Source organism: Saccharophagus degradans 2-40 (genome assembly GCF_000013665.1).
GTDB lineage: Bacteria > Pseudomonadota > Gammaproteobacteria > Pseudomonadales > Cellvibrionaceae > Saccharophagus > Saccharophagus degradans.
On record NC_007912.1, the window covers coordinates 1,463,570 to 1,485,648 of the forward strand.

Here is a 22,079-nt window from a genome sequence, read left to right on the forward strand (position 1 = left end):
ATGACCGATTTACCGTTAACTATTCAGGCAATAAAAAAGGCCTATGCAGCAAAAACAATATCGCCGCGAGAACTTATTTTACAACTGCGTAGCCAAGCATTAGCGCAAGCGGATTTTAACGCGTGGATAACCCTATTAGACGAAGCGCAACTAGAGCCCTATTTTGTCGCCTTGGCAAATAAAGAAATGGATGAGCTTGCGTTGTATGGCGTACCCTTTGCTATTAAAGACAATATTGATTTAGCTGGTGTGCCCACTACCGCAGCGTGCCCAGATTTTACATATGTGCCCGAATTGTCTGCCCCCGTGGTAGAGGCGTTAATTAGTGCTGGCGCTATTCCATTGGGCAAAACAAACTTAGATCAATTCGCAACTGGTTTGGTGGGCACGCGTTCACCCTATGGCGAAGGTAAAAATGTATTCAATCAAGAATACATATCGGGTGGCAGCAGTGCGGGTTCGGCCATTGCAACAGCTTTAGGGCAAGTAGCCTTTGCTTTAGGAACCGATACGGCTGGGTCTGGGCGAGTACCGGCGGTACTAAATAATTTGATTGGTCACAAACCCACTAAAGGTTTATTAAGTACTCGCGGTGTTGTACCCGCGTGTAGAACGTTAGATTGCGTAAGCATTTTTGCGCTGCACGCAGAAGATGCCGCACAGGTGCTGGAAGTGGCTGCACAATATGATGAGCAAGATGCCTATGCGCGCGTTAATACCTATGCAAATAAAAAGCGTTATTTTGGCGCGGTGCCTAGCAGCTTTAAATTTGGCGTGCCAGACGAACTCGATTTTTTTGGTAACAGCGAAACCCAAGCGCTCTTTCAAAAAAGCGTAGAGCAATTGCAGCAATCGGGCGGTACGCCAGTATCCATTTCTTTTGCGCCGTTTATAGAAGCGGCAAAACTTTTGTACGAAGGGCCGTGGGTGGCGGAGCGCTGGTTAGCTACGCAGAATGTAAAGCTAGAGTCTATGCTGCCGGTTATTCAAACCATTATTGGCAATGGCAATAATGGCAAAGCAAGCGATGCCTTTGCGGCGCAATATAGGTTGGCAGAATTAAAGCGCACCTGCGACGGCATAATGCAAGGGCTGGATTGCGTAATAGCACCCACAATGCCCACCGTTTTTACGCGCGCACAAATTGGTGAGCAGCCGGTAAAAAATAATTCTATTTTGGGCACCTATACCAATTTTATGAACCTGCTCGATTACAGCGCGACTGCCGTGCCTGTGGGCTTTTTATCTAGCGGTGTGGGCTGGGGGGTTACACTTTTTGGCAACGCCTTTACCGATGTTACCTTGTTGAGCTTCGCCAATATTCTACAGCGCGCGAATGCTACCAATATGGGGGCTACAGCTTACCCGTTGGAGCAAGTTTCGAGCAGCGCTACGCCATGCCCGCCTACCGAGATAGATGTAGTGGTGTGTGGTGCACATCTGGCTGGCCAGCCGCTTAACTGGCAACTTACCGAGCGGGACGGATCGCTAGTCGCATGCACTCGCACATCCCCCAATTATGCATTGTATGCACTGCCAGATGGCAAGCGACCGGCGCTCGTTAAATTAAATGCACCCGGTAGCGCTATCGAAGTGGAAGTATGGCGCATGCCTGCTGCCGCCTTTGGCTCTTTCGTGTGTGGCATTCCTGCGCCTTTGGGTATTGGCAAGGTAGAGCTAGAAGATGGCACTGAACTGCCGGGGTTTATTTGCGACGGTTACGGCTTGGAAGACGCCAAAGATGTATCCAATTTTGGCGGCTGGCGTAATTGGTTAAGCGAGAAAGCGGCGAGTTGATTTTCAGCTTGATTGGCATAGTTCGAATTTTTTTTCAGCCTGCGACAGCCCAAAAAAGCCCGCGTTTTAGCGGGCTTTTATATGTATACACGGTTGTGGCGTTTGTTTATTAGCTGCGGGCTAGACGTCTGCGGGTGGCTATCAAACAAGCTACACCTATGATTACAAGGCCTAGTGTGCCTGGCTCTGAAACCGCCGCTACCCGAATACCAATAATATGGTCATCGTGATTATCGTCTGGGCCTGCACCGGAATCGTCAAACAAAATGATGGCGTCGTAAAAGATACCGTTATAGGTGTAATCTAAAATCGTGGCAAACGATTGAAAGGAGGCAAAATCCTGATTATTGCCATTGGCAATGCCCTGACTAATTGTGTTTGAGTAAAAGTTAAAATCTAACAGGCCTGCAGCTACGCTGTTAACGGTAAAACTCGCGCCTTCGCTGTGGGTTTTATTGTTTAAATTACCGCCGTAAGCATTGAAGTCGTTGTTGTAGCCAGCTTCGTGGCCTAAATAAGTGAACGTAATATCAATTAGTGCGGTGGCGTAAAGGTTGCCGCCAATGTCGTAACCCGCTGCAGCACCATAGAAAAAATCGTTGGTGCTAGCCATGGGCTCAAATGTGCCGGCAGAATCTAGCTCTAGCAATTTGGCGCTAGCGTGTGTTGATACCGCGGCGATTACAAACGCTGCGAAAAGGTTAATTATTTTCATGTACATCCCTTACTTTTCGTTAGGTTTAACAGATTGGACTATTAATACTGTAACAGCACTATTTGTGCCACATGGCCTAAGTGATTGAATTTATTAGGAATTACCTGTTTGTTGCGAGGCGCTAATCGAAATGTTGTAAATTGTGCCGACAAGGGAGATTTTATTGAAGTTTGAATTCGTGGCGGGGTAGTGGGTTTTAGTAGCCGTGGGGTTGTGTGTTGCTAGTGACGTTGGTTAGCGGGTGTGTTGAATGGCTCCGCCTGTATTTCACTTAGCCTTCACAGCAGGCTTGGTATTTTGTACCCACTGATCCGGAAGTGGTTTATCTGCTTGTTCAGTCTGTATGTAGGTTCCTAGCATGGATTGCTTAGAATTTAGGTGCAGTGCTAGTGAGTTGTTTAACTTGCTACTCTCATTATTTTTTATGATAGAGTTCCGCAAATAGCGACGGGAAAGTGAATTAGTTCACTTTCCCTTTTTTTTGCCTGAAAATATTGCGGTTTAGGCTTCTATTTACTACCTGCAAATCCCAATTGCCGCCACGCCTCATAAACCATAACCGATGCGGCATTAGAAAGGTTCATACTGCGACTATTAGGTAGCATGGGTATGCGTAATACGTTATCGAAAGTGATGTATTCGAGAATCTCCATGGGTAGCCCACGGGTTTCTGGCCCAAATACAAGGTAATCTCCCTCGCCAATACTTACCTCATGGTGAAATTTAGTGCCCTTAGTAGATAGCGCCCACAAGCGCTCTGGGGCCTGCTGCTTGATAAAGGCATCCCAATTAGCATGCGTTACCACACTCTGCCATTCGCCATAATCTAGCCCCGCCCTGCGTAAACGCTTGTCATCCAATTCAAAACCTAAAGGTTCTATCAGGTGCAGCCGACAACCTGTGTTAGCGCACACGCGGATGATATTGCCGGTATTTGGCGGTATTTCTGGTTCAAAAAGCACAATATTAAACATGTTAAGCCTGTTTTGTTGCGGTTTAGCCGCCTGTAAAGCACTTCGATAAAAGCGACAAATAACAGTCATAATACCGATTTGTACGTTTTATGAGCGCTAAGTGTATCTACACGGTGAATTTGTGAGGAGTGTCTATACTAGTAGTTATTAAAGCTGCGCGAATTATAAACCTTCGCACTAGCAGGGCGATAGCCACACTAATAAATACATTCTTCCGTATAGAGGGTAACTAGGTGCAATTTTTTAAGTCTCGCTTAGCTGGTAAGGCCGTTGTGGGTATAGAGCTTTCTCGTGCGGGTATTGCGGTGGTTGTGCTGGGGCGAGAGGCGGGTGGCAAGGTTATTCAGGCGAGTACGTTAATAGCTGCTCAGGGGCAAAACAGCAGTATTGCTAGTTTTCAATCCGACCTTAGTGAGCTGGTAGAAAAGCACCAACTAAAAGCGGCCAAGTGCAATTTGGTATTGGCCAAAGAGGATTACCAGCTATTACTTGTAGAAGCGCCAGATGTACCCGATGCAGAAATTAAAGAAGCAATTCGCTGGCGTGTGAAAGATTTAATTAGTACGCCGGTAGAGCAAGCCGCGCTCGATGTTTTTTTACTGCCCGACGACGGCGCGCGCGGGGGTAAGAAAATGGTTTATGTGGTGGTGGCAGATAAAGCGCGAATTAAAGAAATTGTCGATTTTGTTGCACATAGCCAGCTGAGCCTCAACTCAATTGATATTGTCGAATTGGCCATGCGTAACATCACACTAGCCCTGCCCGATGAGGCTGCTCAAGTAAGGGGAATCGCCCTTGTGCGTATCGGTGAGGGGGTTGGCTCCGTATCTGTATATCGGCAGGGCAATTTGTACCTTTCCCGTCAGTTTCAAATTCAATATAGCGGCGGGTTGCTAGACGACCTGCCGGTAGATAGTTTGGCCCTAGAAGTGCAGCGCTCGCTGGATTATTACGAGCGACAAATGGGGCAGGCACAACCCGCAGCCCTGTATGTATGTGGCGAAAACATTAGCGAAGATAAGGTGAACGAAGAGCTAAAACGAGCGTTGCCCCTAACGGTTAACTGGCTGGATGTGAGCGCCTTGGTGCCCAGTGCCGAAGAAGAGCCCGATGAAGGCATAGCGCAATTGTGCGTGGGAGCACTAGGTGCGTGTATGCGGGAGGCCAGTGCTTAATGCAACAGGTAAACCTCTATCTAGAAGAATTTAGGCCCCAGAAAAACTATTTTTCTGCAGAGTTTACAGCAGCTTCTGTTGCGTTATTGCTTGTGTTTTTAATCGGTATTCAATGGTTAGTCTCCCATTCAATTAAAAAAGTAGAAAGCAGTGTTATCGCATTAGAAAACCAAAAGGTTGCTACAGAGCTGCAAGTAGAAAAACTAAAATCTACGCCCATTGGCGGTAGTGCCTCTCAATTGGATGAAGAAATAGCAATTCTAAAAGAAGAAAAAAGCTCGCGCGAAAAGTTGCGAGAAATAATTGAGTATCAAAATTTAGGCAACGCAGAAGGTTTTACTGCCATTATGGCGGCGTTAGCGCGTCAATCGATTGATGTAATCGCGTTAGAGCGTATTCGCGTTACCGGTGCCGGTAATATGGTAGAGCTGGCTGGTAAAACGCGCACGCCCAAAGCGGTACCTGTCTATTTACAGGCGCTGCAATCAGAGCAGGTGCTGGCGAATGCACAGTTTGGTTTGCTGCGTATTGAGCAGCCCGAGTCTCAGTCGCAAAACATAATGGCTTTTGCCTTTGGGTTTTCGCAAGTGGAGGGGGCAAAGAAGTGAAGGCGCTATTACAACAAAAGTGGGCCTTATTAGCCGTTAAAATCAATGCTCGCAACACAAGGGAGCGCGCATTAATTGCCGTTTCTTGCTGGGCAATGATTTATTTGGTGTGGGATTTCGCGTTTTTTCAGCCTCTGAACAAACAAAAAGAGGCATTGCAGCAGCGATTTGATGCGACCAATCAAACACTGGTACAGCTGGATGCTCAGCAGCAAGTATTTGTACGCGCGCTAAGTTCAGACCCCAATGCTGGGCGCCGCAGAGAAATTGTTGCATTAAAAGAAAGTATTACCGTGTTGGATAACGAGATTAATCGCCTATCCGATGGGCTTATTCCCGCGCCTAAACTCCCTCAATTATTACACGATGTACTACGTGCAAATAACAACTTAAAACTAGTAAGTATGCGCACACAACCGGCCGAACTATTGCGGCTGCCTTATCATAAACAACACGCAGAAACGCTACCTGAAGAAGATAGCGAAGAGTTTCTTGCAGCGCTTGCGAGAACAGAGCCAAAAATATTTAAGCACGCAGTAAAACTTGCATTAGAAGGCAGTTATTTCGATGTAATGCAATATTTAGATGCGGTAGAAAAGCTCGAATGGAAAGTGTACTGGGATGTGCTGAATTACAAAGTAGAGAACTACCCCGCAGCTAGGGTTGAATTGAATGTGTATACCCTATCGACAGAGAAGGGGGTGTTTGGTGCGTAGAAAGATTTTGCACGTTTTGGTCATCTTCGCATTAGTAGTAGCACTACCTGCAATTGCTGCTAAGCAGAATGTGAACGGTGAATACCTGCGCGACCCAACGCAGCCCTTGTTTTTTAGCGCGCCTAGCAGCCAGAAGCAAACGCTAAAGCTGCAGGGCATTGTAAAGCGCGACAGCGGTAAAGAAGCCATAGTAAATGGCAAGCGGGTACAGGTGGGTAGCGCGGTTGCTGGGGCACGTATTGTGGCAATTGAGGAAAAGTACATTCTAGTTTTACAAAATGGCAGCGAAACCAAAATTTGGTTGCGCCCATCGGTACGAGATTAATGTTTATGCGTGTTTTGAATTTATATGTTTATCAACCAAAAGCGAACTATTGCGTTTTTCAGCTTGAGGCGATGTCTTAATGAGCAACAAGTGGATTCTACTAAAAGGCTGCGTGTTAATTGCGACAGCACTATTAATTAGCTGTTCGTCGGTGCCGCAAACAGAAACCCCTGCAGAGCAAGCGCTGGAAACCGCAAGTGCAACTGGTACAGAGCCCGCCAGCGCCATGCCCGATTCAGTTACTGCCGCCTTATTTAAAGGAGCAAATAGTCGGCCTCAAATAGAAGAGGAAGAGCGGTTTGATATTTCTGTTAATCAAGTGCCTGCACGCGACTTCTTTATTGGCTTAGTGGCCGACTCTGGGGTGAATGTTGTCACCCACCCAGAAGTTAACGGCGTGATATCGCTCGATTTAAAAAACGTAACGCTGCGCAATGTGCTCGATGTTACTCGCGATGTGTACGGTTATGAATACAAATACAACGGCGGCATTTATAGCATTTACCCTAGTAAAATGCGCACAGAATTATTTGAAATAAATTATATAGATGTACAAAGAGAAGGCTCGACAGATACTAGTGTGCTAATTGGTGAAATAACGTCTAGCGGTGGCAATGGGAGCAATCAGGGCGGTAACAGTAGCAATCAATCACAGGGTAAGCAGAGTAATCAAGATAGCAGCTCAGGTTCTCGTGTATCGACAAAAAACAAAACAGATTTTTGGCAAGACTTGAAATTAACCTTATCGGCAATTGTGGGTGGCGAAGCCAATGGCCGCAATGTGGTGGTTAATCCGCAAGCCGGTTTGGTGGTGGTGCGAGCTTTGCCTAGCGAAATAAGTGCAGTACGAGAATTTCTAGATCGATCTGAGCTTAGTGTTAGGCGCCAGGTTATTCTCGAAACAAAAATAGTGGAAGTAAAGCTAAACGATGGCTTTCAGGCTGGTGTGAATTGGAATGAAATTCGCGGCCAAATGCTGCTTACTAAAAATGTAGAAACCTTTGATGTACCTGTAGATATTGTTAGCGCCAGCGAAAACGTAGGGGAAATATTCTCATCTATATTTCGCATTGGCGATATCTCACAGTTGCTATCTTTATTAGAAACACAGGGCAACGTGCAGGTGTTATCTAGCCCGCGCGTGTCGACTGTAAACAATCAAAAGGCGGTAATTCGTGTAGGCTCTGACGAGTTCTTTGTTACTGGTATATCTAGCCAAACTACTTCTACTGCGGCCTCAACGACCAGCGCCCCCAATATTGAACTTACATCCTTTTTTAGCGGTATTTCCCTCGATGTTACTCCACAAATTGCAGATAACGGCGATGTGATTTTACATGTGCACCCAATCGTGAGTGAGGTAACAGACCAAAACAAAGATATAACGCTTGGTAACGAGAAGTTCTCTTTACCGTTGGCGCTGCGCGAAGTGCGTGAGTCCGACAGTATTGTTCGCGCTCAAAGCGGTCAAATTATTGTGCTTGGCGGGTTGATGAAAGAGAAACTTAACGATGTATACAGCAAGCGCCCCGGCCTTGGGGATGTACCTGTACTAAACACTCTGTTTAGAAAGCGCAGCAAGGTTTCAGAAAAAACCGAACTGGTTATTTTGCTGCGCCCAATTGTAGTAGAAGACAACACTTTCGCAGATGACATTAATCAAAGTCGTCAGCGTGTTAATTCCATGTCAGATGAATACAGAGGCCGCTAGCGGTCAAGGAGCACCTAGGCATGTACCAGGCGTTCTATCAGCTGGACGAGTTACCTTTTTCGTTAACTCCCGATACGCAGTTTTTCTTAAACCAACACAGCCATCGCGCAGCGTTAAATACGTTGTTGGTTTCGCTTAAGCATAGCGAAGGGTTTATAAAAATAGTGGGCGAAGTGGGTACGGGCAAAACGATGCTTAGCCGCATCTTGTTGGCCAAGTTGGGCCCGTCTTTTGTAACGGCTTATATTCCCAACCCCTATTTAACCCCAGAAGAATTAAAAGGCTTTGTTGCCAGAGAAATTGGCTTAGAAAAAATGGGTCACTTACCCGCACACGAATTAATGTCGGCTATTTATAGGCGTTTACAGCATATTGTGCGCTCGGGTAAACAGGTTGTGTTAGTGGTAGACGAAGCGCAAACAATGCCCAAAGAAACCCTCGAGTGCCTACGCTTGCTTACTAACTTAGAAACCGAAAAAAGAAAATTGCTACAAGTAGTTATTATTGGCCAACCTGAGTTAGATGTATTGCTTGCGAGAAAAGATTTGCGGCAACTTAAACAGCGCATTGTGTTTTCTGAGTATTTAAGACCGTTAAATGCAGCTAGTTGTATTGCATATATACAGCACCGTTTGCAGCAAGCTGGCGGGTGTAACGATAAACTGTTCTCGCCAAGTGCCATGCGTTTAATTGCAAAGGCTGCCGGGGGAATACCCCGTTTGGTAAATATTCTCGCCCATAAAGCGTTAATTTGCGCCTATGGTAAGGGCCATAGAAATATAACGGGTTGGCATGTGGCACAAGCCATTGCCGATACGCCAGAGAGTACACGTATAGGCCATTTGGCTAGCTGGCCTTGGCGCTGCTTAGGTGCCATGCACTTGGTGCCAAATATGGGAGTAGGACGATGAGTTTACTCAATAATATGCTCTCCGATTTAGATGCCCGTACCAATACCTCTGCCGCCCCAAATACTTCTCGCGAGCATGTTGCAGAGGGTGGCAACAAAATAAAATCAATAGTGTTGGTTGCAATTATATTTGCGGCGGTAGTGGCTTCGCAGGTGTTTATACGCTCTAATTCGCAACCCGTTGTAGGGAATACTAATACATTAAAAACAGAGAGCGAAAAAAAAGTGGCAGCTGTTGCTGAAAAGCCAAAGCAGGAGGTACAGCCGAGCGATGAAGTAGTTGTACAAGCAAGCCTAACGGCGGCAGAACCAATATTAAAATCGTCGCAAGCAGGTGATGTAACTAATGCTGAGGAATATTCTAAGGCATCAGCAACAAGTAGCGAACCAGCACGGTATACGAAATTACTAGCGCAGGCTGAGCTTGCCCTACAGAAAAATCAGTTAACACTGCCAGCAGAAGCTAACGCTAGGTTTTATTTTTTACAGGTGTTGGCGAAAGCTAACCCAGATTCTGCTCACTATGCCAAGGCGCAACAAGGGCTGCAGCGCGTAGAAAATGCGTATGTTGAGCTGGTGCAAAACGCAATTGTAGCAGATGATCTCGCGCGAGCTAAGCGCTTTGTATCGCGCCTAACAGAATTACAATTAGCTGTGGATGAACTTGCGCGCTTACAGAATTCAATTTCGCTGCGAGAGCAGCAACTGCAGTTAGTTGAACACCCTATTCCCGTTGAACAACTGGGCCCGCAGCCTGCTTCAACTAAAGCCGTAGCCGTTCCTGTTAATAATATTACTCCAGCAGTACCTGCCGAAAATAGGGCTGCACAATTGAGTGTGAGCCAGAGCCTAATTTCGCAAGATAAAACACTAGCTGCAAAAGCAAAGCAGCTTGGCCGCGAGGGCAGCATGAATGCAGAGCGGGAAATGCTTAAGTTTTTAGATGCTTACCCAAATGCTCTGTACACCCGTTTAGCGCTGTTTGAATATTACCTCGATGCTGGGTTAACCGAAGATGCGCAGTGGCTAGTGGATAAAACCTCGCCGGCAGATGTGAATACCTTGGCTTTTCTAAGAGCTAAATTATTGGTGGCGCAAGGGGTATATGCCGAAGCCTTGTCCGAGCTTTCAATTGCGGTTGGCCGCAATGATTTAGCTCCAGTGCTGAATATTAAAATGCAATCCCTTGCGGCGGCGCTCAGCCAGCAAACGGGCGATCACTTAAGCGCGTTTCAGTTGTACCGCAACCTGTTAACCACAGATAAATCCAACTCTACCTACTGGTTGGGTTTAGCTGTTTCGGCACAGCAATTGAACGATTCGGCTACTGCAAAGCAGGGGTATACAAGCGTATTGGCGCTTAACGATCAGCCGGAAGCGATTTTGGCTTACGCAAAAAGCCAGCTGGCGCAACTGCGCAAAGAAGAACATGTGGAGATATCTCAGTGGTAGAACGCAAGCGCATTCGGTTAGGGGATTTACTCGTCGCCCAACAGCTTATTACCCAAGAGCAACTCGAGTCGGCCCTTGGTGCACAAAAAAATACCGGCCGTAAGCTGGGGCGCCAGCTTATAGAAATGGGGTTTGTAGAGGAAAATACTTTACTTACCTTGCTCTCTAAACAGCTGGAAATTCCCTTTGTTGATTTAAAACATTTTCGCTTCGAGCGCGAAGTAGTGCAAATTTTGCCAGAAGTGCATGCTCGCCGGTACCGCGTTGTTGTATTACAAGATGACCCCGATGGTATTTTACTGGGTATGTCTGACCCTACCGATATATTTGGTTTAGATGAGCTGCAAAAAATTATTACTAAGCCAATTAAGCCCGCGGTGGTACGCGAGTCTGAATTACTGGATGTGCTAGATAGCACCTACAGCCGCGCCAGTGAAATTGCATCGCTTGCCGAACAGTTAGATGACGAGCTTGAAGAAGAGTCCGTCGACCTTTCCGATATTATTACCGATGCCACAGACAGTGATGCACCCATAGTAAAGCTTCTGCAAAAAATATTTGAAGAAGCCATTAATACCCGCGCATCCGATGTGCATATCGAACCAGACGAGCATGTGCTGCGAATTAGGCAGCGAATAGATGGCGTGCTGGTCGAGCAGGTTATGAATGAAAAGCGTATTGCCGGTGCGCTAGTAGTGCGTTTGAAATTGATGTCTAACTTAGATATTTCTGAAAAACGTTTGCCGCAAGATGGCCGTTTTAATTTAAAAGTTAAAAATCACAATATCGACGTGCGATTGTCTACCATGCCGGTGCAGTTTGGTGAATCGGTTGTAATGCGTATTTTAGATCACACCGAAGGCGTGCGTCCGCTAAACAAAGTGGGTATGCCAGAGCATTACGTCAATCAGTTTCGTCACGTCATTACCCGCCCGCACGGGCTGGTATTAGTTACCGGGCCGACGGGTAGCGGTAAAACCACCACGCTTTACGGCGCACTTTCCGAGCTTAATACCTCTGAGAAAAAAATTATTACGGTGGAAGACCCCGTCGAGTACCGTTTGCCACGTATTAGCCAGGTGCAAGTACACGAAAAAATTGGTTTGGATTTTGGTTTAGTGTTGCGAGCCACCTTGCGGCAAGATCCAGACATTCTACTTATTGGTGAGATTCGCGATGCCGAATCTGCCGAGATAGCACTGCGTGCCGCAATGACAGGTCACATGGTGCTTTCTACACTGCACACCAACGATGCGGTAACGTCTGCGTTGCGATTGGTAGATATGGGGGTAGACCCGTTTCTTGTGGCGTCTAGCTTAAAAGCAATCGTTGCGCAGCGCTTGGTAAGAAAGGTGTGTGAAAGCTGTGCAGAGCCTCACGAATTGGATGCGCAGGAACAAAGTTTATTGCGCAGGTTACAAAAAGGGCATTCGCTAGAGAATAAAAACTTTAAAAAAGGGCGGGGGTGTATTCACTGTTTTAACAGCGGTTATCGCGGCCGAATAGGTGTATTTGAGCTGCTAGAAATTAATACCGAAATGGCAAATGCTTTGCGAGATAACAGCGTGCGTAAATTTAACGATGCTGCCCATGCTCATCCACAGTATCGCCCGCTAGGGGCAAGTGCGCTCGACTTAGCCATTGAAGGTGTAACCACATTAGAAGAAGTATTGCGGGTAACGGCTGAAGTAGAAGATGAAAGCATAGCCGATATTGCCGACGCGACAGGAGCGGCGGAGTAATGTCTAAGTTTAAATATTCCGGCCGCTCGAAGCAGGGGCAGGTATTAACCGGCGAAATGGAAGCTGCAACGGTTGATGCGGTGGCGTCGGCACTTATTGGGCGCGGCATTACACCAGTAAAAATCGAACCCTTTTCTGCTGCCTCATCGTATATGCGGCAGCTAAATAGCGCGCTGGGTGGCGATAAGGTGGGCACTAACGACCTGATTATGTTTTGTCGCCAAATGTACACCATTACCAAATCGGGTATTCCACTAACCCGAGGTATTCGCGGCTTGGGCGCAAGTATTCGCCACGAGCACTTTAGAGATGTACTCGGCGATGTAGCTGAACGTTTAGAGGCTGGTGTAGGCTTGTCGCAAGCAATGCGTCATCATCCTAAAGTGTTTAATAGTTTATTTGTAAGCATGGTTGCTGTGGGCGAAACCAGCGGCAACCTCGACGAAATATTTCGCCAAATAGGTTTTTACTTAGAGCGCGACGAAGAAACACGTAAACGTATTAAGCAAGCAACGCGTTACCCAACGTTTGTAAGCATCGCTATTGTGCTGGCAATGGCTGCGGTAAATATTTGGGTTGTGCCAGCATTTGCGGATATGTTTGCCAAATTTGATGCAGACCTGCCAATTGTGACCCGTATTTTAATTTTTACCTCTAATGCATTTGTAAATTATTGGTTACTTATGTTGGTTGTTGTAGGTGGTATGGTAGGTGGTGCTTACTATTATTTGAATACGCCAGAGGGAGCGTTGCAGTGGGGTAAAAAGCGGTTAAAAATGCCGTTGGTTGGCGAGCTAATCGAGCGCGCTACCATGGCCCGTTATGCGCGTAGTTTTGGTTTGATGTTGCGCGCAGGTGTTCCGGTGAACCAGGCCTTGGCTCTGTGCGCAGCAGCAATCGACAACCCCTATATCGCCGCAAAAATACAGCAAATTAGACAAAGCATTGAGCGCGGTGAAAGCTTATTGCGTACTCATCTTCAAGCGGAAATGTTTACACCACTGGTTTTGCAAATGATAGCCGTAGGCGAAGAGAGCGGCCAAGTAGAGGCGCTGCTCACCGAAGTAGCGGAATTCTACGAGCGTGAAGTGGACTACGACTTAAAAACGCTTACCGATCGTATTGAACCTATATTAATTATTGTTATGGCGGCGTTTGTGGCTCTGTTAGCTGTAGGCATTTTTCTCCCAATGTGGAGCATGTACGAAGTACAGGCGTAACAATGAAACATGCTAAGTTTACTGTCGAAGGTACTTGTAAGCAGCGAGGGTTTAGTTTATTTGAACTTTTACTTGTTATTATAATTATTTCACTTCTTATATATTTGGGTTATGACAAATATTCTCCGCAAATGGCTAACGCCGCTGAAAAAATGATTGAATATCAGGCGTCCACTTTTTCCCGGGCCGTTTCAACTATTAACGCGCAAAGTAAAATAGATAACAAAGGATACGTTGAGTACGGTGGCGATAAAAATAGTCGTATCTATGTTAATGAATTCGGTTGGCCAGCCAATACAAACAGAACAATGTCACCAAAGTACTACAACCAAACCCCGGAAGAGTGCAAACAACTATGGGATATGATTTTTAAAAATGCGCCTTCAAGTGCTATTGGTTATATCGATCAAAAAAATAAGCCAGATTTTAAAATTTCTTCAATAAATGCACGTATTTGCCGATATGAATTAGTAAGAAAACAGGAAGGAACCTATTTCTTTGACTATGATTTAAGTACAGGAAATATTGTTGTTTCGCACCCTTAAAGAGGTGTTCTTGCCAATAAAATGGCGGTTTTTTAAGGTCGAAACAAGTAAGCGTTGGGATGACAATTTTACGGCGGTGATAAGGCAGGTTTACCCGATATCACACAGAAACTTTTTGGAGAAACCTAAATGGTTAAGAAACAATCAGGCTTTACACTAATTGAGTTAATTGCAGTTATTGTAATATTAGGGATTTTGGCTGCCACAGCAGTACCAAAATTTGTGGACTTATCAGACGCAGCGGAAACCGCTACGGCTAGGAATATTGCTGGCAGTATCGAAAGCTCCAGCGCGTTAAACCACGCAGTGGATATTGCTGTAGAGGCAAGTCTCACCAGTGAAACGTTTGAAGTGATTGATGACTGCGAAGATGGCGCATTACTACTAACAGGTGGGTTACCTACTGGTTACACCATTACAGCAGCCGCAGTTGCCGATAAGGCGACAGTGAGTTGTAACCTTGTTTATAACTCAACAAGCTACCCATTTAATGTTATTGGAACGCGATAGTCGCATATGAAAGAGGCGCGCTTAGTAAGAGAATGAGGTGTAAGCCAAATAATACCGGCTTTACATTGGTCGAACTTATTGCGGTAATCGTCGTGATTGCCGCACTTTCTGTTACCGTCGTTCAACGGTTAATTCCCGCTAGTTCCTATCAGTTACAAGGTGCCCGTGATCAATTGGTTACGGCTTTTCAATCTGCCCAGCAACTTGCAATGGTACGAACGGCTGCGGTTAGGCTAACTACGTCAGGGTCTCAAATAGATATATTACAAGATACTGATAACGATGGCGTGCCCGACACTAGTGTGACCATTGCAGGGCAAAATTACCCCCTTACGCTTGCTGCGGCGGCAACCCTTTCATCCGCAAGTTTCGATTTTGATCGATTAGGTCACACATCGTCGGCCGTAGTCGTAGTTACGGCTGGTTCTAGCAATGTTAATGTGAATGTAACCGCCACAGGCTATATCTATTAACTATACTGTTAGGCATCTATTCCATTAATAACAATGGCTAGCCATGTTTATTTTTAAGCGATTCCAGTCTGGCGTTACTCTTATCGAAACCGTTGTTTTTTTGGTGGTGGTAAGTATTGCCCTCGTGGCGCTTATTCGTGTGTACACCCAAGCCGTAGTTTCCAGTGTCGACCCCGTTGTGCAAATTCGTGCGCTAGAAAAAGCACAGGCACAAATGGATGAAATACTCGCACGTAAATTTGATGAAAATACGCCCACAGGTGGCGTGCCTGCTTGCGACTCGTCTACCGGCGTTGCGTGCGCAGGGATTAGCCCCGATGCCGATTACGATGACGTGGGCGATTACAACGGCTTTGTAGATGCCAGCGAAACAAACTACACCGTGAGTGTAAGTGTGGTGAATGCCGGTAGTGAGCTAGGCTTGGTAAATACGCGCGCACGGCGTATTACCGTTACCGCGCTTATGCCCGGCGGCAATAGCGTTGTACTGAGTGCCTATAAGGTGAATTTTTAATGCTGGGCTATTTGGGCCATACAAGCCGCCATAGCGGAGGGGGGCGTTCGCGTAGCCTGCGGGGTAAAGCCATGGGCTTTACTTTGGTTGAGTTAATTGCAGTAATCGTTATTTTAGGTATAGTTTCCGCTTTGGGCTCGGGCTTTTTAATTAGTATTTCAGATAGTTACCACAAGGCGCAAATGCGCGCTAAATTAATTGCCAAAGGGCGTGTAGTTACCGAACAAATTTCAAGGCAGTTGCGCATAGCTGTACCCAATAGCCTAAGAGTAAGTGCAAGCGGTAACTGTGTGGAGTTTTTTCCTTCTGTGGCGGGGGCGAATTATATTGGCGAACTGCCCGACAGTGAAAATAATGCTCCTTTGGTATCGAGTATTACTACAGCGCCATTTCTAGTGGAAATGGGAACGGGTATTCATGCATTTGTTGGGGCGTTAACTAACGCAGAAATTTATACTACAGCGGTGCCCGCAGGCAGAGTGAGTATAGCGTCGGTAACCGGTGGGCCGCATACCAGTATTTCGTTATCCGCTAGCCACAGGTTTAATCGCAACTCAATTAATAAGCGCGTGTATATTGCCGATAACCCCGTTCGTTTTTGTTTTAGTGCCAATAGTATTGTGCGCTACAGTGGCTACGGCTTAGATACAAGTGCAATGTCTGATTCCGCCCCCGCGGGTGCCAGCACCGACATCATGGCGTTAAACGTTAATTCACCGGGCACGGTTTTTAGTTTGTCGCCCGGAAGTGAAGATAGAAATACTGCTGTATTGTTCTCGTTAGTGTTTGTGCAAAACGACGAGCAAGTAACGTTGAATCATCAAGTCGTGGTGAGGAACGTACCGTGATGCACATTAACTTGCGCGAAAGAAGCAAAGGCTTTTTGATGCCTCTTGCTGCGGTGTTAGTTGTAGGGGTTGCCATGATGGCACTTGCCATAAGCCATATGGCGTCGAATTCTGGCAATAGCAGCGTGCAAGAGGGGTTAAGCTTGCAGGCTTTTTACGCGGCGGAATCTGGGGCCCAATATGCAATGAATCAGCTAATGTTTGATGTTACCAGCCGCACCAGTGCTGATGCTAACTGCGCAGCTTTATCGGGTACGAGCTTAAATTTTAGTGCGGTTGGTTTGGCTGTGTGCTCGGCATCGCTTACTTGCTCGGTATCTAACGACGCCGCTAATACCACCAGCTTTTATTCTGTTACAAGTAGTGCTAATTGTGGCGCGGGGGATTTATTTGCGCAGCGCACCATATCTGTTTCGGCATTTTTCCAATGAGCGTTCAACGCCTAGCTATTAAATACTGTTTGTTCTTTTCGTGTTGGTTTGCAATACATGTTGCTGCACAGCCCGCTTGCGATGATGTATTTCCAGATGGAGCCTCGTCCATCCAAAATGGAAACACGATTACGTTTCAGTGGAATTCTAAAATATTTTCTAGCCCAGATAATATATTACAAACGAATGGCCTTGTGGATAATGGCAACCCAGGTACAAGTTGTGATTCTAGTGCTTGTAGTGCCTCCGGAAATTATGCGGAGGAGATAGATTACAATAGTTTTGTCAGTGGGCGGCCAGATGTTACTTTGGGGTATCAGCAGGTTGGCACTATATCTGCGGGCGATTACAATAATTTAACTTTAGCCAGTGAATCCTCCCTCTCTATGAACCCTGGCGTTTACACATTCCGCGGTTCTGTCGATCTCCAGTACCTAAGCGAAATAGTGGTTAATTCTGCGGGAACAGTGGTTATTTATGTAAGAGGCACTGTAACGCTAAGTTCTGAAGCGAAAATAAATAACGCTAACGGTGACCGCTATGTGTTTCTTTTTACGCGCAACACGGTAACCATGCAGTCAAACTCCGTTTTAAAAGGGGTAGTGTATTCTCGCGGCAATGTTACATTGCAAAATGGTGCTCACCTAACAGGAGCCTTAACCGCACGTGCAAATATCACCTTAAACAGCGCAAGTTTTATTACTTACAACTCTTCTGCGGTCGCCAATACCAATTTCGATTCTTTATGTACCTCAACACCAAGCTCCACGGCAACGTTAGTATCTTACTGGCAGTTTGATGAATACGCTTGGTTTGGCACGGCTAGTGAAATAATTGATGCCTCTGGCAATGGTAATCACGGTACTGCGCAAAATTCGCTCTCTACAAGTACGGTTACGCCTGCCATAAATGCCGACCCCGGCACGTGTTATTATGGTGAGTTTGATGGCGCTTCTCACTATGCAAACATGCCTAATTTATCTGCTACGTTAAACGGTACAGCGAGCCTTGCGTTTTGGGTAAAAACAACCGAAGTGGGTACCACAAATGCGTGGAGTTCGCCTGCAATAACCGGCGTAGAGGAAAACGGCGGAGTCGATGATATTTTTTGGGGCTGGATTGATAACAATGGCCTTATAGGGTTGGCTGTGGGTAATGCTAATACTGCTAAATCTACTAGTGCTATAAATGATGGGGTTTGGCACCACATTGTACTCGTGCGAGATACATCCGCAGGCCAGTTTAAAATTTATGTGGATGGTGTATTGGAAAATAGTGGTGTAATCGCCACACAAATAATTAGTAATAGTTATTCTAGTATTGGGCGTGTTGAGGTGGTTGGTACGAATACAACCCCAATATATTTTGCAGGCTCAGTTGATGAAGTACAGGTATATTCCGGCGTATTAAGCGATACAGAAGTAACAACCATTATGGCGCAAACCCACGTGTGCCCAACGGTAATGTGCGCAAGTGATGCTCCTGCATCTGGTTTGTATGGCGAGTATTACAACTCGACTAATTTAACCGGCATTCCCAGCACGCGCACCGACACAACCATCGACTTTAACTGGGGGAGTGGATCTCCTGGTGTAACCGGCATAGGCAGCGATAATTTTTCTATCGATTGGAACGGGTATGTACGAGCCGAAGAAACAGGTACATATTTTTTTCAAACAGAGTCGGACGACGGTGTGCGTTTGTGGGTGGATGGCAATTTAGTAATAGATAACTGGACGAATCATTCGCCTACCGTAAATATATCCACAGGGGTTACGTTAACGGCGGGGCAAGCGTATCCAGTTACGCTGCAATATTATGAGAACGGTGGCGGCGCCGTAATAAGGCTGCGTTGGCAAACGCCCTCTAGCGGGGGGTATAGCGCTATTACTGGCGGCAATACGCCAATTTTAAGTAGTGGAATATACAGTTGCCCAACACCTGTGCCGCCAGAAGCAATGTGTACAGCAGGTGGAATACCTACACCAGGTTTAGAAGGCGAGTATTACAATACAGTAGATTTTACTGGCGGAGTGATTGGCACCAGAGTGGATGCCACGGTGGATTACGATTGGGGCACAGGCCCCCCAGGTGTGACGGGTGTGAATGCCAATCAATTTTCGGTAGATTGGAACGGTTATATTCGCGTAGAAGAAACAGGTTACTATTCTTTTCAAACAGATTCTGATGACGGCGTGCGCTTGTGGGTGGGCGGCCAATTATTAATTAATAATTGGAGCGACCATGCAGTGGTTACCGATACCAGTTCTGGCATTTCTCTCGAAGCTGGTGAGACCTATCCTATTCAAATGCAGTTTTACGAAAATGGAGGTTACGCAACAGCGCGGTTACGCTGGCAAACACCATCTGGTGGCAGCTTCGTAATATTACCGGCTGGTACCAGCCCTACGCTTGGCGAGGGTAGTTATTATTGTGCCCCCGATATGCCAGATCACTACGGTATAAGCCACGCTGGCACAGGCATCACCTGCGAAGCCGAAGCGGTAACTATTACTGCGTACGATGCTGCAAATAATCCGTTTATACCTGTTTCGGGTACCAGCGTAACGCTTTCCGATAGCATTGGCGATGGCACTTGGTCGCCAAGCAATACGTATACTTTCACTGGTACAGAAAGTAATTTTACCGCCTACCTTCGCCAAATAACGCCAGCTACCATTAGCGTAAATGTAACAGACGGTACGAGTACTGAATCTGCAAGCCTCGACCCCGATATAACGTTTGTTGAATCTCTATTGCGGTTTTACGGCGATACTTCGAACAGTGTTGTACCCAACCAAATTGCAGGTGTTACCGATAATAACGTGGTTGTGCGAGCGGTAGAGACGGACGATACCGGCGCGTGTGTCGCGCGTATTGCGAATAGCAGTTTTACCGGGCGCCTAGCGTTTGAATGTTTAAACCCAAGCAATTGTGTTGCTGGGCAAACACTAAGTTTAGATGGCGATAATGCACAGGCTAACAATAGTGGTGCTGCGATAGCTTATACAACGGTAACAATGGATTTTAACGGGCAAGGCTATAGCAGCTTGCCACTGCAATACTCCGATGTTGGGCAAGTGCGTTTGCATGGCCAGGTGGATATTCCCGCGCAGGGCAACGAACCTGCAATCACGCTTGAAGGCACAGGTAATAATTTTATTGTTAAGCCCTACACCATGGCATTCCAAACTATAGAAAGCAGCGGGGGTACTACTAACCCGCAAGCTGCAAATGGTGGCACAGGTTTTGTTGCCGCGGGCGAAGCCTTTACTGTGCTTGTCGAGTCGCGCAATGCGCTAAACAATATAACGCCCAATTTTGGCCAAGAGTCGACAGCCGAATCAGTGCGCGTAGAATTTAATAGCTTGGTTTACCCCAGCACGGGTAACGTTGGCAGCTTAACAAGCCCTAATAACTTCTCTCCAGTGGGCGGGGTAAATGGCAGGTTTCAAAATGCGAGCTTAGCTTGGAATGAAGTAGGCGGTATCACTTTAGATGCACGCTTAGCCGACGACGATTATTTAGGTGCTGGCGATCTCGCCGCTATTTCTACAAGCAATACAATTGGTCGCTTTTATCCCGATAGTTTTTCTTTAAATAGCAGTAATGTCACCGAAGCTTGTGGAGCGTTCAGCTATATGAGCCAGCCAGCTATAGGTGTGCAATATCAAGTACAAGCAAATGCTGTTGGTGGTGCTGCAGTTACAAATTACGATTCAGCTCTCGGTTATGAGCCCTTAGCAAGTTTTACGCATTCAGCGGAAAATGCCGATAGCGGCACCAACCTCGCCTCACGTTTAGCAATTAGCAGTTCCAGTTGGGCGAGTGGCGTTTACAATTTAAATACAACCACTGCTGCGTTTAACCGCACAATCGTGTTAGAAGCGCCGCTCACTCTATTACAGCTTGGTGTAGCCATAAACGATACTGATGGCCGGTCTTTTACTGCCTACGACACCCATGCGGGCGCAAGTGGCGATTGTACGGTTGCGGGCAACTGCAGTGCCGTTGCTCTTGGCAGCGAAATGGAAGTGCGTTTTGGCAGGCTGATATTGGCCGATGCGTTTGGGCCAGAAACCGCGCCCTTGGCAATGGATATGCGCACAGAATATTGGAACGGAACAAACTGGGTAAACAATATTGCAGATAGCTGTACGCAAATATCTAATGCCGATATCGCGTTCCCCAACGGCACAATAGATTCAGTGGCTAATAAAACCGTTACGGTTGGCGGGGGCACAAGCTCGGCAAGTTTCCCTTATTCTGGTTTAACCTATGTTGGCTTTACCAACGGCGATGCTGGGGCGTCGTTGTCGGCCCCAGGTGCAGGAAACACCGGTAATTTTAAAGTAGATATAGATTTAACAAACTACCCGTGGCTGTTGTTCGATTGGAATCAAGATGGCGATTACAGTAATGACACCGCATTGCCTGCGGCGCAATTTAGCTTTGGCAGTTATCGCGGTCACGATAGAATTATTTATTGGCGAGAGGTGCTAGGGCAATAGCTAGTAACAACTGTTGTGTAAAGCCTGAAAGCCCCGTAGGGCGTGGCCAAAAGCAATGGGGGTTAATCAGAGTTTCCTATAAATTTACCCAGCTATTTAGAGCAAATATTTTAAACCTATAGCCTTTGTAAACCAGAATGGCTCCGTCCTCTACAATGCGCTCCACTCTTACACCCTCGGGTGAGATGTCGTTATTTCTCAACGGCATTCTATTTAGCATAATAATATCTAATGCGGATTCTGCGTAAATATGATCGGTGTACATAAGTGTAGGTATGCTTAGTTGAATATTCGCAGGTAAGTCGCGAATATTTTTAACACCTGGGTAGTCTGCAAGTGTTAAATATTCCTGTGCGGTTTTTGGGGCCTGAGTGGTTTGTGCAACCGGCTCTTGCGACTCTTTGGCTATTTCTGCCTTGGGTTTAGTTGTTACCTGCTCGGGTTGCGCTTTGGTGGCAACAGTTTTGGTTTCAGTTTTTACTTCATTTTCTGCTTGGCCGTACAGCGAGTCTATTTCAGATTTTTTGAGAGAAGCGGGCTTTTCTTCATAAAGCGCATCTATTGCTGTTGGGTCTACCGCGATTACAGGCTCGGGTTTGGTTGCCTGTTGAATGGGGTTCGCTGGTTCAATAACGGAGGTTGCAGGTTCTGTAATTGTATTTGACGGTTGCTGGTAATTGGTGGTTGGCGTTTGTTTATCGCCACCCATTATTAAAAATAAAATTATTGCCAGCACAAAGCAGCCAGCAACAGCACCAACCCATATATACGGTGGTGTATTTTTTTCTGGTGGAGGAAAGCTAACCGGTAGCTCTGGCTGCACCATTACCGTGTTGGCAGTTTCGGGGCGGTCTTCGTCCGCTTTTTTTAGTGCATCTAAAATTAACGACATAGGGTTTTAC

Annotated in this window: 20 protein-coding genes; 17 read left to right on the forward strand and 3 right to left on the reverse strand. The window is 46.4% G+C overall.

Translation table 11 applies throughout. The features are described from left to right. Entirely contained in the window at positions 1-1,797 is a 1,797-nt protein-coding gene (gene atzF / locus SDE_RS05925) for an allophanate hydrolase (RefSeq protein ID WP_011467610.1), read from the forward strand. A 109-nt stretch (positions 1,798-1,906) separates the two neighbouring features. Here atzF and SDE_RS05930 read toward each other — a convergent pair whose 3' ends face one another. Next, positions 1,907-2,512 carry a PEP-CTERM domain protein gene (locus SDE_RS05930; protein ID WP_011467611.1) on the reverse strand — a complete coding sequence of 202 codons (606 nt, stop codon included), beginning with the start codon at positions 2,510-2,512 and terminating at the stop codon, positions 1,907-1,909. A gap of 509 nt (positions 2,513-3,021) precedes the next feature. Then, on the reverse strand, positions 3,022-3,486 hold the full coding sequence (gene trmL, locus SDE_RS05935) for a tRNA (uridine(34)/cytosine(34)/5-carboxymethylaminomethyluridine(34)-2'-O)-methyltransferase TrmL (protein WP_041325345.1): 465 nt from the start codon (positions 3,484-3,486) through the stop codon (positions 3,022-3,024). Positions 3,487-3,719: 233 nt separating this feature from the next. Here trmL and pilM point away from each other — a divergent pair, with 233 nt between their 5' ends. From pilM to SDE_RS06015, 16 genes are all read left to right on the forward strand, one after another. Beyond that, positions 3,720-4,661, forward strand: coding sequence for a type IV pilus biogenesis protein PilM (gene pilM, locus SDE_RS05940; RefSeq protein ID WP_011467613.1), 942 nt, complete (start codon positions 3,720-3,722; stop codon positions 4,659-4,661). Then, positions 4,661-5,269 (forward strand): hypothetical protein, encoded by a 609-nt coding sequence (locus SDE_RS05945; RefSeq protein WP_011467614.1) that lies wholly within the window; start codon positions 4,661-4,663, stop codon positions 5,267-5,269. The genes pilM and SDE_RS05945 overlap by 1 nt, the downstream gene beginning before the upstream one ends. Beyond that, positions 5,266-5,985: a hypothetical protein gene (locus SDE_RS05950; RefSeq protein ID WP_011467615.1), complete on the forward strand. Its 720-nt coding sequence runs from the start codon at positions 5,266-5,268 to the stop codon at positions 5,983-5,985. The genes SDE_RS05945 and SDE_RS05950 overlap by 4 nt, the downstream gene beginning before the upstream one ends. After that, positions 5,978-6,310, forward strand: a complete 333-nt coding sequence (locus SDE_RS05955) for a hypothetical protein (protein WP_049762588.1) — start codon at positions 5,978-5,980, stop codon at positions 6,308-6,310. The genes SDE_RS05950 and SDE_RS05955 overlap by 8 nt, the downstream gene beginning before the upstream one ends. 79 nt (positions 6,311-6,389) lie before the next feature. Continuing rightward, positions 6,390-8,021 (forward strand): pilus (MSHA type) biogenesis protein MshL, encoded by a 1,632-nt coding sequence (mshL, locus tag SDE_RS05960; protein WP_011467617.1) that lies wholly within the window; start codon positions 6,390-6,392, stop codon positions 8,019-8,021. 20 nt (positions 8,022-8,041) lie between these two features. Beyond that, the gene (locus SDE_RS05965) at positions 8,042-8,932 is read left to right on the forward strand and encodes an ExeA family protein (protein ID WP_011467618.1); all 891 of its coding nucleotides are present in this window, start codon (positions 8,042-8,044) and stop codon (positions 8,930-8,932) included. Next, positions 8,929-10,383 carry a tetratricopeptide repeat protein gene (locus tag SDE_RS05970; protein ID WP_011467619.1) on the forward strand — a complete coding sequence of 485 codons (1,455 nt, stop codon included), beginning with the start codon at positions 8,929-8,931 and terminating at the stop codon, positions 10,381-10,383. Before SDE_RS05965 ends, SDE_RS05970 begins: the two co-directional genes overlap by 4 nt. Next, positions 10,377-12,125 (forward strand): GspE/PulE family protein, encoded by a 1,749-nt coding sequence (locus SDE_RS05975; protein ID WP_011467620.1) that lies wholly within the window; start codon positions 10,377-10,379, stop codon positions 12,123-12,125. The genes SDE_RS05970 and SDE_RS05975 overlap by 7 nt, the downstream gene beginning before the upstream one ends. After that, entirely contained in the window at positions 12,125-13,345 is a 1,221-nt protein-coding gene (locus SDE_RS05980) for a type II secretion system F family protein (protein WP_011467621.1), read from the forward strand. The genes SDE_RS05975 and SDE_RS05980 overlap by 1 nt, the downstream gene beginning before the upstream one ends. Positions 13,346-13,347: 2 nt before the next feature. Beyond that, a complete protein-coding gene (locus SDE_RS05985; protein ID WP_011467622.1) occupies positions 13,348-13,890 on the forward strand; it encodes a prepilin-type N-terminal cleavage/methylation domain-containing protein in 543 nt (180 codons plus the stop codon). A 129-nt stretch (positions 13,891-14,019) separates the two neighbouring features. Further along, complete coding sequence (locus tag SDE_RS05990) at positions 14,020-14,400, forward strand: type II secretion system protein (RefSeq protein WP_011467623.1); 381 nt, start codon at positions 14,020-14,022, stop codon at positions 14,398-14,400. A gap of 32 nt (positions 14,401-14,432) precedes the next feature. Further along, on the forward strand, positions 14,433-14,873 hold the full coding sequence (locus SDE_RS21195) for a pilus assembly FimT family protein (RefSeq protein WP_011467624.1): 441 nt from the start codon (positions 14,433-14,435) through the stop codon (positions 14,871-14,873). 43 nt (positions 14,874-14,916) lie between these two features. Further along, positions 14,917-15,387 (forward strand): hypothetical protein, encoded by a 471-nt coding sequence (locus SDE_RS06000; protein WP_011467625.1) that lies wholly within the window; start codon positions 14,917-14,919, stop codon positions 15,385-15,387. Then, on the forward strand, positions 15,387-16,235 hold the full coding sequence (locus tag SDE_RS06005) for a PulJ/GspJ family protein (RefSeq protein WP_011467626.1): 849 nt from the start codon (positions 15,387-15,389) through the stop codon (positions 16,233-16,235). Before SDE_RS06000 ends, SDE_RS06005 begins: the two co-directional genes overlap by 1 nt. Then, positions 16,232-16,666 (forward strand): hypothetical protein, encoded by a 435-nt coding sequence (locus SDE_RS06010; protein ID WP_011467627.1) that lies wholly within the window; start codon positions 16,232-16,234, stop codon positions 16,664-16,666. Before SDE_RS06005 ends, SDE_RS06010 begins: the two co-directional genes overlap by 4 nt. Continuing rightward, on the forward strand, positions 16,663-21,177 hold the full coding sequence (locus tag SDE_RS06015; RefSeq protein ID WP_011467628.1) for a DUF6701 domain-containing protein: 4,515 nt from the start codon (positions 16,663-16,665) through the stop codon (positions 21,175-21,177). Before SDE_RS06010 ends, SDE_RS06015 begins: the two co-directional genes overlap by 4 nt. A 76-nt stretch (positions 21,178-21,253) precedes the next feature. Here the strand turns inward: SDE_RS06015 and SDE_RS06020 are convergent, their stop codons facing one another. After that, positions 21,254-22,069 carry a general secretion pathway protein GspB gene (locus SDE_RS06020; protein WP_011467629.1) on the reverse strand — a complete coding sequence of 272 codons (816 nt, stop codon included), beginning with the start codon at positions 22,067-22,069 and terminating at the stop codon, positions 21,254-21,256. Between the last annotated feature and the right edge of the window lie 10 nt (positions 22,070-22,079).

Bases quoted from the DNA above. Each gene is read 5' to 3' on its own strand.
- SDE_RS06015 (WP_011467628.1), top strand. From the start codon at position 16,663: ATGAGCGTTCAACGCCTAGCTATTAAATACTGTTTGTTCTTTTCGTGT.
- SDE_RS05945 (WP_011467614.1), top strand. From the start codon at position 4,661: ATGCAACAGGTAAACCTCTATCTAGAAGAATTTAGGCCCCAGAAAAAC.
- atzF (WP_011467610.1), top strand. From the start codon at position 1: ATGACCGATTTACCGTTAACTATTCAGGCAATAAAAAAGGCCTATGCA.
- SDE_RS05970 (WP_011467619.1), top strand. From the start codon at position 8,929: ATGAGTTTACTCAATAATATGCTCTCCGATTTAGATGCCCGTACCAAT.
- SDE_RS06020 (WP_011467629.1), bottom strand. From the start codon at position 22,069: ATGTCGTTAATTTTAGATGCACTAAAAAAAGCGGACGAAGACCGCCCC.
- SDE_RS05965 (WP_011467618.1), top strand. From the start codon at position 8,042: ATGTACCAGGCGTTCTATCAGCTGGACGAGTTACCTTTTTCGTTAACT.
- mshL (WP_011467617.1), top strand. From the start codon at position 6,390: ATGAGCAACAAGTGGATTCTACTAAAAGGCTGCGTGTTAATTGCGACA.
- SDE_RS06000 (WP_011467625.1), top strand. From the start codon at position 14,917: ATGTTTATTTTTAAGCGATTCCAGTCTGGCGTTACTCTTATCGAAACC.
- SDE_RS06005 (WP_011467626.1), top strand. From the start codon at position 15,387: ATGCTGGGCTATTTGGGCCATACAAGCCGCCATAGCGGAGGGGGGCGT.
- SDE_RS05980 (WP_011467621.1), top strand. From the start codon at position 12,125: ATGTCTAAGTTTAAATATTCCGGCCGCTCGAAGCAGGGGCAGGTATTA.
- SDE_RS21195 (WP_011467624.1), top strand. From the start codon at position 14,433: ATGAGGTGTAAGCCAAATAATACCGGCTTTACATTGGTCGAACTTATT.
- SDE_RS05930 (WP_011467611.1), bottom strand. From the start codon at position 2,512: ATGAAAATAATTAACCTTTTCGCAGCGTTTGTAATCGCCGCGGTATCA.
- SDE_RS05990 (WP_011467623.1), top strand. From the start codon at position 14,020: ATGGTTAAGAAACAATCAGGCTTTACACTAATTGAGTTAATTGCAGTT.
- SDE_RS05985 (WP_011467622.1), top strand. From the start codon at position 13,348: ATGAAACATGCTAAGTTTACTGTCGAAGGTACTTGTAAGCAGCGAGGG.
- trmL (WP_041325345.1), bottom strand. From the start codon at position 3,486: ATGTTTAATATTGTGCTTTTTGAACCAGAAATACCGCCAAATACCGGC.